The 12,462-nt window shown below is 46.0% G+C and carries 13 protein-coding genes; all 13 read left to right on the forward strand.

What is annotated here, in order from left to right:
- Nucleotide 1: 1 nt before the first annotated feature.
- Complete coding sequence (locus KI797_RS21090; protein WP_310503648.1) at nucleotides 2–508, forward strand: acyltransferase; 507 nt, start codon at nucleotides 2–4, stop codon at nucleotides 506–508.
- Nucleotides 496–1,092 (forward strand): acyltransferase, encoded by a 597-nt coding sequence (locus tag KI797_RS06900; protein WP_226172195.1) that lies wholly within the window; start codon nucleotides 496–498, stop codon nucleotides 1,090–1,092. Before KI797_RS21090 ends, KI797_RS06900 begins: the two co-directional genes overlap by 13 nt.
- Nucleotides 1,092–1,973, forward strand: a complete 882-nt coding sequence (locus KI797_RS06905) for a glycosyltransferase family 2 protein (protein ID WP_226172196.1) — start codon at nucleotides 1,092–1,094, stop codon at nucleotides 1,971–1,973. The genes KI797_RS06900 and KI797_RS06905 overlap by 1 nt, the downstream gene beginning before the upstream one ends.
- A 9-nt stretch (nucleotides 1,974–1,982) precedes the next feature.
- A complete protein-coding gene (locus tag KI797_RS06910; RefSeq protein ID WP_226172197.1) occupies nucleotides 1,983–2,960 on the forward strand; it encodes an EpsG family protein in 978 nt (325 codons plus the stop codon).
- Entirely contained in the window at nucleotides 2,944–4,026 is a 1,083-nt protein-coding gene (locus tag KI797_RS06915; RefSeq protein WP_226172198.1) for a glycosyltransferase, read from the forward strand. Before KI797_RS06910 ends, KI797_RS06915 begins: the two co-directional genes overlap by 17 nt.
- A gap of 3 nt (nucleotides 4,027–4,029) precedes the next feature.
- Complete coding sequence (locus KI797_RS06920) at nucleotides 4,030–4,629, forward strand: LbetaH domain-containing protein (protein ID WP_226172200.1); 600 nt, start codon at nucleotides 4,030–4,032, stop codon at nucleotides 4,627–4,629.
- Entirely contained in the window at nucleotides 4,619–5,617 is a 999-nt protein-coding gene (locus KI797_RS06925) for a hypothetical protein (RefSeq protein ID WP_226172202.1), read from the forward strand. The genes KI797_RS06920 and KI797_RS06925 overlap by 11 nt, the downstream gene beginning before the upstream one ends.
- A gap of 1 nt (nucleotide 5,618) precedes the next feature.
- Nucleotides 5,619–7,067, forward strand: a complete 1,449-nt coding sequence (locus tag KI797_RS06930; RefSeq protein ID WP_226172204.1) for a mannose-1-phosphate guanylyltransferase/mannose-6-phosphate isomerase — start codon at nucleotides 5,619–5,621, stop codon at nucleotides 7,065–7,067.
- A complete protein-coding gene (locus KI797_RS06935; protein WP_226173032.1) occupies nucleotides 7,067–8,494 on the forward strand; it encodes a phosphomannomutase in 1,428 nt (475 codons plus the stop codon). Before KI797_RS06930 ends, KI797_RS06935 begins: the two co-directional genes overlap by 1 nt.
- A gap of 58 nt (nucleotides 8,495–8,552) precedes the next feature.
- Nucleotides 8,553–9,824, forward strand: coding sequence for a sugar transferase (locus KI797_RS06940; RefSeq protein ID WP_226172208.1), 1,272 nt, complete (start codon nucleotides 8,553–8,555; stop codon nucleotides 9,822–9,824).
- A 5-nt stretch (nucleotides 9,825–9,829) separates the two neighbouring features.
- The gene (rfbD, locus tag KI797_RS06945; protein ID WP_226172211.1) at nucleotides 9,830–10,717 is read left to right on the forward strand and encodes a dTDP-4-dehydrorhamnose reductase; all 888 of its coding nucleotides are present in this window, start codon (nucleotides 9,830–9,832) and stop codon (nucleotides 10,715–10,717) included.
- A gap of 434 nt (nucleotides 10,718–11,151) precedes the next feature.
- Entirely contained in the window at nucleotides 11,152–11,349 is a 198-nt protein-coding gene (locus KI797_RS21150) for a dTDP-4-dehydrorhamnose 3,5-epimerase family protein (protein WP_226173034.1), read from the forward strand.
- A 24-nt stretch (nucleotides 11,350–11,373) separates the two neighbouring features.
- Nucleotides 11,374–12,450, forward strand: coding sequence for an LPS O-antigen chain length determinant protein WzzB (locus KI797_RS06955; protein ID WP_226172214.1), 1,077 nt, complete (start codon nucleotides 11,374–11,376; stop codon nucleotides 12,448–12,450).
- The last annotated feature ends 12 nt before the right edge of the window (nucleotides 12,451–12,462 follow it).

Here is a 12,462-nt window from a genome sequence, read left to right on the forward strand (position 1 = left end):
CATGATCGGACGATTGATCAACTTCATATATAAAATAAAATATAGATTCTTCCTTGATAAGAGAGTTGAGATTTCACCTGATAATGTTTTCATCCATAATGCTGCGACATTTATAGTTACTGGTAATTCAAACTCTAAGATAACAATAAATAAAGATGTGTATGTGGGGAGATATGCAAATATACATACTGGCTCTCAAATTATAATTGGGGAGGGAGCTGTTTTAAGTGACTATGTGTATTTAAGCACTCTCTCACATGGCCTGGATCCTCAATTAGGACCAATAATGCAGCAAGAGTCTTATGATAAAGGACCAATAATTTTAGGTGAAAATGTATTCATTGGCTTTGGCTGTAAAATTATGCCTAATGTCACACTAGGAGACTGGTGTATTGTTGGTGCTGGTGCGGTTGTGACAAAATCGTTTCCTGGTTATGTAATGATTGCAGGAAATCCAGCTAAAATAATTAAAAAATATGATTCCCAATCTAATAAATGGGTGAGTTAATTATGATTTTTGGAAAAATCATCAATGGCATATTTTTGATATATAGTCAGCTAAAGTACAAGATTCTTATGCATAGTTTTGGCCATAAGAGTCGAATTATAAAACCTATGCTAATCTCCAACCATAAGCATATTTCTGTAGGCGATAATGTTATTATAAGAAATGGAGTTAGGTTAGAGGTTGTTGATCCACAGAATGAGATTGTAATAAAAATTGGGAATAATGTTAATATAGAGCAATATGTTCATATTGTTGCTCGATGCAATATATCAATAGGTGATAATGTATCTATCACTGGCGGATGTTCTATTGTAGACGTTGTCCATCCATATAATGATGTGTTCGCAGCCAATAAAATAGGTGATCGAATAGAAGATACATGTATGCCAGTTCTGATAGGTGATGGAAGTTTTATTGGCTTCGGTTCACATATAAATCCTGGCGTGACAATAGGCCGTAACTGCATTGTAGGAGCTAGATCTGTTATCACTAAAAATGTAGATGATTATAGTGTAGTCGCTGGAAACCCTGCAAGAACAATTAAGAAATATAATTTTGATAAGAATGTGTGGGAGAAAATATAGTGTATTCACCAAAGTTAGGTCTTGTTACTGTCCTTTATAATACACCTGAAGTTTTACCCGATTTTTTTAAAAGCATTGTATGTCAAAATTATAAAAATTTTATCCTCTATGTAATAGATAACAGCTCTAAACCCGAGTCACTTCGTTTGGCACGAGAGCTGGCCTCTCAGTACGGTATTGAAACTACTTTCATCGATAATCAAGGCAACAATGTCGGTGTGGCGGCCGGTAATAATCAGGGAATTAAAGCCGCTTTGGTGGATGGTTGCGAATATGTTTTGATTATCAACAATGACCTTCTTTTTGAGGCGCCAGATGTCTTTGACAAGTTGATGCAGGTGGCCATCAATGGGGAAAGCCTCGTCAGCCCGCTGATCTTGAATTATCCGGAAGGCAAGCTTTGGTATGCCGGCGGACATTTCGATGAGTATCGGGCGTTGGCTCCTCATGATTACGCAGGGATGGATAAAGCTGCAGTAGCAAAATTTGATGAATATCATGCTTATGCACCCACCTGCTTTCTGATCGTGAATAGTGATGTGTTCAAGCAAGTCGGCATGATGGATGAGCGCTATTTTGCTTATTATGATGATACCGACTTCCTGTATCGTGCTTATATTGCAGGTTATAAAGTAAAGCTCGAGCAGGATGTAGTGATATCACATAAAGTCAGCGTATCAACAGGGGGGGATTTGAGTTTCTTCGGAGCGTATCATCTGACCCGAAACAGAATTTATTTTGCTAAAAAGAATCTGCCTTTCCCAAAAAGAGAAATAAGTATTTCCTATACCGCCATCACTCGGTTGGGACGTATATTGCTTTCTGCTGGCGCAGTAAGAAAGGGATTCATCAAGGGGCTGGTTGACGGCTTCAAAATGTAGTATGCATGTATGACACTATATCTGGTTCTGCTACTTTATATTCCTCTGATACTTCTCTCTATCTGCTCTGAAAAAGATGAAGGAATGTTGAAAGGAGCATTTTTATATATTATCCTGTTCTTCATCTTTTTCCATATAGATGCCGGACCGGATCATCATGTATATCAGTGGGCCTATTATGAGCCACCATTCTCCATTCCCTTTGAGCCAGTCTTTGGTTTGCTGTTGGCTACTGCCAAGCTGTTTGGGCTCGACTACATAGAATTTTTAGTCGCTCTGAGACTGATTAGTTTTATTTTGTTTGCGTATGCGTGTCTCAAACTGGACAAAACCAAATTCATATTTCTGATGGGACTGTACATTCCGATTTCGTTCATCACGTTTGAATTGAATTTGTTGCGCCAATCTTTATCTTTGCACTTTGGTCTGGTAGCCGTCTGTCTTTATCTTAAGAACAGAGACAAAACCTCTTATGCGTTCATGATACTGGCTGTCATATCACACCTATCTGCAATCGTAATGACCTTGATTTATTTGAACAAGATAAAGGCCAAAGTACTAGTTTTGTTAGGTATGGTGGGATTGATGATATTGATGCTTGCCTTGCCGGCGATCATAAGCAAAGTCAATGATTATCAGGCCTTGGGTGCGTTGAATATCCGTCTGGATGTGGCGATGCTGCAGTTGTTAGTGCTCATGATCTTGCCGTTCGTGTTCTTCAAAACTCAAGGTGGCTTGCTCCCGATTCTGCTCTATGTTGCTCTTTGCTTCATGACATTTATCCCTGTCTTGATCAGGCTGTATCCGATTGCTTTGTTGATCCTGTTACCATCAATTGCAGTGGCAAAAGGAAACAAGAAGATGACAACACTCTGTTTATTCGTTTGTATTTCTTTCTTCATGACTATAGGAAAGACATATTTACTGCTGCAAGCCGACCAGCATGCCATTCAGGAGGGCACCTATCAGCATGGTTACACAAAATAAAAAAGTCATATTTGTTTCCATGTCGGGCCGCGATTCTGCCATGTGGTTCTCGTTTACCGGGCTGGCCCATGCGCTTGAAAAATACGATGTTTCTTTTGCATTTCCATCGTCTAATCCAGCAGCAGAAACTGAATATACAGAGCATCTTTTTTATTACAACTTGCGGAGTCCCATCAAGACCGCTCGTTCAGTATTAGCTTTGGCGAGAGTGATCAATGAAAAATATGATCGTGTGGTCATCTTCTCACAAGGTATTTTCTCTGCCTATCTGACCATGTTGCTGAATAGGAGGATTGAAGTCGTCGCTTGGGGTCATGAACTCATAAAGCATGTCGAGAGAGCCGGTTTTTTGAGGGGCATGAATTACTTTCTGTCAGATCGAGTCATGGCATTGAGAACTGCCAGAATGATAGTCGCTTCTGATGAGCTGGAATCGATAGCGGTCGCTTGCTACCCAAAGAAGAAAATAACCAAGACCTGTTTACCCATGTCGGGAGATTTTGCGTGCCTGGTTAACAAAGCCGACACTAAAGGTGAGCGCACTCATGCCAAGCTGGAGATACTTTTCTTTGGTGCCATCACATCCTACAAGGGGTTGGACATTTTGGGGCGGGTTCTCGATAAATTCAGCGATGATGATATTCACTTGACCATCATGGGTAGAGGGGCGCTGGAAAAATATTCTGAGGGTCTTTATCTACGGGCCACACAGGGGCGAAATGTCACCTGGATTAATAAATTTGTTGATGCTGAAGAGGTCGTTGCTCAGTTGCATGTATCTGACTACATGTATTCGATGTATAGTTCCGTTACGGCGACATCACAAATAGACATCGCAAATGCATTTGGTGTTCCTGTGCTGGTGACGGATCTTCCATTCTTTAACAAAAAAATAAAACATGGCTGTAATGGGTATATTCTCAATGAACAGTCCCTGTATGTGCTGCTGCAAGAGAGAGTGGCTGGCAAGTCGACCGGAGCTCGGGAAGAGGTTATTGCGCATTATAATCAGGCCGGTATCAACAAGTATTGTGTAGAAAATATAATAAGAGACGGGATTGTCTAGATCATGAAAAAATATATCCAGCACTATGGTCTCTGGGGATGTATTCGATTGATTGTAGAATACATCATCACCAGAGTGTGTTTTCGAAATGCCCGTTTGATCCGGCGGCCTTTTGAGATCAGGGGAGCATCAAGGATCCGCTTGGGGAGAGGATTTACCACCGGAAGATATTGCCGGCTGGAGGCTCATGGCTCAGATGGTATCAATCTGGACATAGGGTTGAATTGCCAGCTCAATGATGCGGTTCATATTGCTGCAGCCGACAGTATTGTGATCGGTGATGATGTGTTGATCGCTAGCCGGGTGTTTATCACGGACCTCAATCATGGTAACTACAGCGGGGAAGAACACTCTCATCCTGATTCCATCAGCAGGGAGCGGACGCTGCATACCAAACCGGTTGTGATTGAGTCAAATGTGTGGCTTGGCGAGGGTGTAGTCGTGTTGCCTGGCGTCACAATTGGCAAGTCCTCCATCATCGGTGCAAATTCGGTAGTGTCCAGAGATATACCTGCAAATTCCATTGCGGTAGGTAATCCGGCAAGAGTGATTAAGCGGTTTGATTTCCAATGCGGGCAATGGGTGGCTGTGGATGCGAAGTAATGCTGGTGCCGTGTTGATATGTCCGGATTTTTTTGATTATAAAAATTTGCTTACAGATGAACTTGAACATCGCTACGAATCGGTTCTCTCTTTTTCTGACCGACCACAGTGCTCATCCATAGAAAAGGCTTTGATAAAATTTAATATTCTTGGATATACAAGAGTTGCAGCCAAAAGATATAGCGCTGAAATTTTTGATGCGATTTCTGATAAGCTTTCTGGAATCGCTGAGATAATTATTGTTAAGGGGACCTGTATCTCTCCTTGTTTTATTGATAAAGTTAAAAAGCTCAGTCCAAAAACAAGAGTCATTTGTTACAGCTGGGATTCCATTCCAAATATAAAGACGTTTCCTTTATTGGCAGTCAAAGCTGATGCGGCATATACATTTGATATCGCCGATTGCAAAAAGTATGGCTATGGCTATTTGCCATTGTTCTATTCTGATAAAAAATCCCACAGTCATACTGTTGCCAAGAAATATAAATATAGTTTCATCGGCAGTTATCATGGTGATCGTGCAGCCGTCTTGCAACGTATCTTCTCCCATGAAAATGATGTCTGTGTATATGTAAAAATATTTTTCCAGAGTAAATTGCAATTTGCATTTTACTATCTTCTCGATCCTGCCTTGCGCACTGCACCCAAGGAGTGGCTCACATTCAAGCCACTGGCAAGGGCAACAATTACTGATGTGGCTGAGCACAGTGAATATGTCATCGACATACATAATGCCAATCAAACCGGCCTCACCATGCGCACTTGGGAAACCTTGGGCGATGGTCATCAATTAGTAACGACGAATGCGGCAGTGCTCTGTCATGCAGACATGAGAGAGATTGTTGTCATTGACAGGAATACAGGAAAACGATGGTCTGATTCACAGTGTGCTCGGTACCTGGATGCGATGTCGAACTCCGCGCTGAGTGTAGATGCGTTGTCCATATCTACATGGCTTGATAACTTGTTGGCAAGAAGTGAAAATTAATATGGCTGTTATTCCCGTAATCATGGCTGGGGGCTCTGGCTCCAGGCTTTGGCCCATGTCTCGTGAGCATTTCCCAAAACAGTTCCTTAATTTGTATGGCAATAATTCAATGCTGCAAGAGACAGTAAATAGGCTTGCTGATATTGAATGTACTGCTCCCCTGATCCTGTGTAATGAAAAGCATCGCTTTATTGTGGCTGAGCAACTTCGTCAGCTCGATATCCTTGCCAATAACATCATTCTGGAGCCGGCAGGACGAAATACAGCTCCGGCAATAGCGTTAGCTGCAATACAAAGCCTGAGAAATGTTGATGACGCGCATGACCCGATATTGCTGGTGTTGGCTGCAGATCACTTGATCAAGGATCAACAGGCATTTACCAATGCGATCAACAGTGCTGTTCCGTTTGCCAAGTCGGGCAAGCTGGTCACGTTCGGAATTGTTCCGAACGCACCGGAGACGGGGTATGGTTACATTCATCGCGGTAGTGAACTGGATGCCTCTCGGGATGAAGCAAAGGCATATTGTGTCAATCAATTCGTCGAAAAGCCCAATCTGGATGTTGCCAAGAGCTATCTGGCGAGTGGAGAGTATTACTGGAACAGTGGCATGTTTATGTTCAGTGCTCGCCGTTATCTTGCCGAGTTGAAACAGTCGCGTCCTGATATATACGATGCATGTGTGGCTTCGATGAATGATGTCAGAAGTGATCTTGATTTTATCCGGATCAATAACGATGAATTCAAGCAATGTCCCAGTGACTCTATTGATTATGCCATTATGGAGAAAACCTCGGATGCGGTTGTCATCCCAATGGATGCTGGCTGGAATGATGTAGGTTCATGGTCATCCTTGTGGGAAATATCGGATAAAGATGTGTGCGGTAATGTTAGCCGTGGCGATGTTATTTTGACCGAAAGTCATAATAACTATGTTTCTGCCGAATCCATCCTCGTCTCCACTATTGGCGTGGATAATCTGGTCATCATTCAAACAAAGGATGCCATCCTCGTTTCAAGCAAGGACAAGGTACAGGACGTCAAGTCGATAGTCGAAGAATTGAAACGCTGTGACCGCAAGGAATATAGCACTCATCGCGAGGTATATCGACCATGGGGTCGGTACGACTCCATTGATGACGGCAATGGCTATCAGGTAAAAAAAATATTGATCAGACCCGGCGAGTGTCTATCAACACAAATGCATCACCACAGAGCAGAGCACTGGATCGTGGTTTCAGGTACTGCGAAGGTGACCAATGCTGAACGTGAGTTTCTGATCACCGAAAACGAATCCACATTTATTCCAATAGGTGCAATACACTCCCTTGAAAACCCGGGCAAGGTTGACCTGGAGTTGATCGAGATCCGCTCCGGAAAATATCTCGATGAGGATGATATCATTCGTTTTAGTGATAAATATGGCCGAGATGATGGGGGAGAAAAATGATGAAACAAGACTATCTTGTGAGCCGTGACGTGATCAAGCACAGTGGTATTGAATTTGGTACCAGTGGTGCACGAGGTCTTGTGACCGATTTTACAGTACCCGTGTGTTTTGCATTTACCTATGCCTTCGTTGCCGTGATGAGGACTTCTTATCGCTTCAATCAGGTCGCGCTCGCCATCGATAACAGACCAAGCAGTTATGATATGGCAATGGCCTGCGCAACGGCCCTCGAGGCAATGGGGTTGGAGCCTGTATATTACGGCGTTGTCCCGACACCCGCATTGGCTTACAAAGCCATGAATGATGGTATCCCATGCATCATGGTGACCGGCAGCCATATTCCATTTGATCGCAACGGGCTTAAATTTTATCGTCCCGATGGCGAGATAACCAAGGGCGATGAACTGGCCATTATTTCGGCAGAAGAAACCTTTTGCGTTGCAGGCAATCTGGTTAGCCTAGGTGCAAAAAATGATGCTGCCGAAGCCTACATCGCGCGCTATACATCGCTGTTCCACCATGCACCGCTCACTGGTATGCGCCTTGGTATCTATGAGCACTCGAGTGCGGGGCGTGACCTCTATACCGTGCTCTTTGAAGCATTGGGGGCCGAGGTCATTTCTCTTGAGCGAACCGAGACTTTTGTTCCCATCGATACAGAAGCCGTTTCAGAGGAGGATCAAGAGAAGGCCAGACAATGGTCCCATGAATGTTATCTCGATGCGATTTTCTCGACAGATGGTGATGGTGACAGGCCTTTGGTGGCTGACGAGTCAGGCAACTGGTTGAGAGGTGACATATTGGGCCTGCTCTGTGCCGCCAATCTGGGTATTGAAGCAGTTGCTATTCCTGTCAGTTGCAATACTGCCGTCAGTGCATCCGGAAAATTTGCCAATGTGACCCATACCAAAATTGGTTCACCCTATGTTCTGGAAGCGTTTCCGATATTGAATGCTCAATATGGAGCCGTGGCTGGTTTTGAAGCCAATGGTGGATTCCTGCTTGGTAGTCAGGTGACGTTCAATGGTCAAACTTTGGATCCTTTGCCAACGCGGGATGCAGTATTGCCGGCCTTGATATTGTTTGTCAGCTCACGCACTTCCGGAATATCAGCGTTGGTTGAGGCGCTGCCCCACAGATTTACCTGTTCCGACCGGCTCAAAGATTTTCCCAGAGAGAAAAGCAGAGAAATAATCGAACTGGGGCAAACTGATATTGCCAGACTTATGCAAAAATTGCATTTTGATGAGTTTGAAATAATGTCGGTTGATTATACAGATGGTTTGAGAATTTTATTTGTCGGAGGAGATGTATTACATCTTAGACCTTCAGGAAATGCACCAGAGCTTCGCTGTTATGCCGAGTCTGATAGTATGGGAGGTGCGAAGTCCATAGTGAATCAGTGTCTTGGATATTTGCTGGAATAGATTTAAAAATTTTGTTTAGAAAAATTCCGTACAAACTTTAAGCTCGTGGAGTAATACATTGAGTTATCAACGCCGTCACTCACGCTGGTATGAGCGTGTATTGTTCAGTCCTCCTTCTCTATTCTTCCTGGGAGCCTTGCTTGCTGTGTGTTTGCCTGCCCTTGAGCGTTGGGGATGGGGGTTCTGGAATTATTTTGATGCGGTTAGGATAAATACGTTAAGTGGGGCCTTTGCTGCGTTCCTGCTGACTGGGATAGTGCTCCAGCGTTTTCTTCGCTACCCCGGGTCCAGCCCTGTCGCTTACATGATACCAACAGTGACAACTCTCTATGGTCTTCTAGTCGGGAGCCTCTTCTTTTTACGTCTACCTTATAGTCGGCAGGTTCTTTTTGAGTCATATGTCGTTGCGCTGCTATGTTGCTGGGTTGCCTATTTTATAGGTCGTCGTTATCGCACCCCCAAATATGCTTTGTTGCCTTTCGGTAATTATCAACCCCTCCTCCAGCATAATAGTGTGCAGTGGCGTTTATTGGATAAGCCGGATTTGGGGGCTATTCGTTATGATGCCGTGGTCGCTGACCTTCGGGATGAGAAACTGGCGGGGGAGTGGGAACGTTTCCTCGCGCGCTGTGCCTTGGCCCACATTCCCGTCTATCACATCAAGCAAATCAGCGAGACCCTGACCGGACGGGTGAAGATCGACCATCTCCACGAGAACCAGCTCGGCTCCCTCTTGCCGTCCCCCGTCTATGCTTTCATCAAGCGGGGAATGGATATTCTGGCCGCGTTGATCGCGATTCCGCTCTTTTCGCCTTTGATGCTGGTGACGGCAATCCTCATCAAGCTGGAGAGCCCGGGTCCGGTGATGTTCCTGCAAAACCGGGTGGGGAAGGGCAACAAGGATTTTCGCATCTACAAGTTCCGCAGCATGTGCAAAGATTCGGAGAAGGCCGGTGCCCAGTTCGCCCAGGACGGCGACATGCGCGTCACCCGGGTGGGCAAGGTGATCCGCAAGTTGCGTATCGATGAACTGCCTCAGTTCTTCAACGTGCTCAAGGGGGATATGAGCCTGATAGGTCCGAGACCTGAGCAGCGTACTTTCGTGGATCAATTTGATCGGGAAATTCCCTTCTACATGTATCGTCATATCGTACGACCCGGGATCAGTGGTTGGGCCCAGGTCGTGCATGGCTATGCAGCTGATGCCGATGACACCCGTATCAAGATCGAGCACGATTTTTACTACATCAAGCACTTCTCCCTCTGGCTGGATGTGCTCATCGTGTTCAAGACTATCCGCACAATTCTGACTGGTTTTGGGGCTCGCTGATTGCTATGCAGCTACTCCTGTTAGGAGGAAGTGGTGAATTGGGGCAGGTTATTGCCAGAACACTTTCATTTAACGCTCTGGGTTGGCAAGTCACTGCTCCTAGGCATGCAGACTGCGATTTTGGTGATCATTATTCGTTAGCGGACTTTATCGGTCGAGCACAACCTAGTGTGATCATCAATGCCGCCGCTTATACCCAAGTTGATCAGGCAGAGTCGGAGTCCGAGCGGGCCTATCAGGTCAATACTCAGGCGGCAGCGGTCTTGGCTGAAGAAGCAAAACGGATAGGCGCCCTGTTGGTGCATTTTTCCACTGATTATGTCTTCGACGGAAGCGGTGACTTGCCTTGGAGTGAAGAGGATAAACCGGCGCCCCTCAATGTTTACGGGTTGAGCAAGTGGAACGGGGAGCAGGTCATTCAGGTCAGTGGGTGCCGCCATCTGGTCCTCAGAACCAGCTGGTTGCATAGTCCCTATGGGCATAATTTTGTGAAAACCATGTTGCGTCTGGGGCAGCAGCTTGAGTCTCTCTCAGTAGTTTGCGATCAGATTGGGGCTCCCACCTCCGCAACTATGCTGGCCAGAGGAACTCTGAGGGCGATTGAGCTGGCGCTGGTCAATCCTGCATTATGCGGGCTTTATCATGTGACGGCCGGTGGGGAGGTAAGCTGGTTTGACTACGCCTGCTTTATCTTTGCCAAGGCCCAAAAACTGGGGTTTGAGCTAAAAGTGAGGGAAATTAAGCCTGTGCCGAGTTGCGTCTACCCTGCTGTTGCCAAGCGCCCACTGAATTCCCGTCTCGACACGACCAAGTTTTGCTCCTCTTTCGGGTTTGAGCTTCCCCATTGGCGCGAGGGGGTCGAAGAGACACTCAACCAGCTACTGAAAAAGTGATATCTGTAAGTGATGTTCTACCACCTTCGGAATAAGCAGGCTTATCATGCTATCTGGCCAAGCAATGTGGGGGGAAATACATAGACAGAATGATTACTGTGAAATTTCTTCCCTGTCCATTCCTGATGTGGTGTTAATCGAGCATCGGCAGTGAATCAACGAAAGCGGCGATTTTGTGAAATTATTTCGTCAACAGGACTTTGCCGCTTATTGTTGTAAAGACGGCGGTGATGTGAATTTTTATTGGGTTCATATGCCCCCCTAAATCTTACCAAGGCTCGCTGCATGGCCTGCACTATCTGGTGTAGAACAGTCACCACTCAAGCTGATGCCGGTCATCTTTGGTCTGGGAACACGACCTGCACTAGGGGGCGGGCTATGTCCTGTGAGTGGAGTAGTACCTTGATACTGAAATGTTCATACTGCGCTAGCTCCTGTCTGGCTTTGTCCACTGTTTTAATGTGCTAAGTGAGATGGCAGTAGTGCTCTACAAGTGCACTGACCATTACAGCCCCGAATTTGAGCCAACAATCAATTGGACAGAACCCGTGCTGGTTATTCCCGGATCACTTATGGAAAATAGTCCCCTAGTTTTGCTTGATAAAGATCGCTGCCCCTTATTACCTCTCTGATTGGATTAGGAAACGAGTGTCGCTATGACAAATAAAGATATGATCCCCAAACCGGATACTCAGCTGCCAGTAGGTTGGCAAGCCACTACAGATGAAATCGATCTGCGCGATCTGTTGTTGGTACTGTGGCGCCAGAAATTACAGATCCTAGTCGCCATTGTACTGTTTGCCTTGGTGGGGGTCGGTTATGCCTTTTTTGCCCCCCAGCAGTGGTCCGCCAAGGCAGTGATTGTGGAGCCCAAACCGGAAGAGCTGTTGCCGATGCAGAAGGTAGAGGCTCAGGCTACCGCATTGGGACTCAAAGAGTTTCCTACGGGGATAAAGCTCTACAAAGACTTTGTTCAGGAGTTCAACTCTTTTGAGAACCGCCGGGATTATCTTAAGGGCAGCCCTCTGTTTGCCGAGCAGATAAAAGAGAAGGGCCTGGACGACAAGGCTCAGCGGCGCTGGTTGCGCGACTGGAGCAAGCTGGTGACGGCTCACCCGATTGACAAGAAAGGTGAGGAACCGGGGATTGAGCTCACTCTTGCTGCACCCGCTGCGGATGCCTCGTTGATATTGCTGGAAGGGTATATCGATTACGTCATCAAACGACAGCAGCAACAATTGATCCAGCGATTGAATGAGAAACGCACCTTACAACTGGAAGAGCTAGCAACCCGCTATGCCGTGATGCAAGAAGATGCCAAACGCATGCTGCAGCAGGATATCACCGAAACCAGACTGGCTAATATCGTGGCCAAGGCCGCTGGGGCTACCACGCCGTTGGAAAACTACACCAACCAGGAGCGTTTTCCCATCTCACTGGGTTCGAAGGGGCTGGAAGAAAAACTGAGCCTGTTAAAATCTATTGAGCTTGAGCGTTATCAGCCCGAGTTGCAGGTGCTGCAGGCACAGATGGCACGTCTCAAGCGTATTTCTTTGGAAGGAATAAGCTTCCGTCCCTTCTCCTATCTGGATGCACCCGAAGAACCCCTGAGCCGTGACAAGCCCAAGCGCCCCTTGGTCGTGGTGCTGGCCACCCTGCTCGGCGGCATGCTGGGGGTGGGCATAGTGCTGGTTCGCCATGCGTTTCGCAAGCCCGAGCCAGAACAGGCATAATCGTTGCCAAGT

Origin of the sequence: Aeromonas media, from assembly GCF_020423125.1 — a bacterium.
Classification (GTDB): domain Bacteria; phylum Pseudomonadota; class Gammaproteobacteria; order Enterobacterales; family Aeromonadaceae; genus Aeromonas; species Aeromonas media.

Coding starts and splice junctions, on each gene's coding strand:
- rfbD (WP_226172211.1), top strand. CDS start 9,830: ATGCAGCTACTCCTGTTAGGAGGAAGTGGTGAATTGGGGCAGGTTATT.
- KI797_RS21090 (WP_310503648.1), top strand. CDS start 2: ATGATCGGACGATTGATCAACTTCATATATAAAATAAAATATAGATTC.
- KI797_RS06925 (WP_226172202.1), top strand. CDS start 4,619: ATGCGAAGTAATGCTGGTGCCGTGTTGATATGTCCGGATTTTTTTGAT.
- KI797_RS06920 (WP_226172200.1), top strand. CDS start 4,030: ATGAAAAAATATATCCAGCACTATGGTCTCTGGGGATGTATTCGATTG.
- KI797_RS06935 (WP_226173032.1), top strand. CDS start 7,067: ATGAAACAAGACTATCTTGTGAGCCGTGACGTGATCAAGCACAGTGGT.
- KI797_RS06910 (WP_226172197.1), top strand. CDS start 1,983: ATGACACTATATCTGGTTCTGCTACTTTATATTCCTCTGATACTTCTC.
- KI797_RS06900 (WP_226172195.1), top strand. CDS start 496: ATGGGTGAGTTAATTATGATTTTTGGAAAAATCATCAATGGCATATTT.
- KI797_RS06915 (WP_226172198.1), top strand. CDS start 2,944: ATGGTTACACAAAATAAAAAAGTCATATTTGTTTCCATGTCGGGCCGC.
- KI797_RS06930 (WP_226172204.1), top strand. CDS start 5,619: ATGGCTGTTATTCCCGTAATCATGGCTGGGGGCTCTGGCTCCAGGCTT.
- KI797_RS06955 (WP_226172214.1), top strand. CDS start 11,374: ATGACAAATAAAGATATGATCCCCAAACCGGATACTCAGCTGCCAGTA.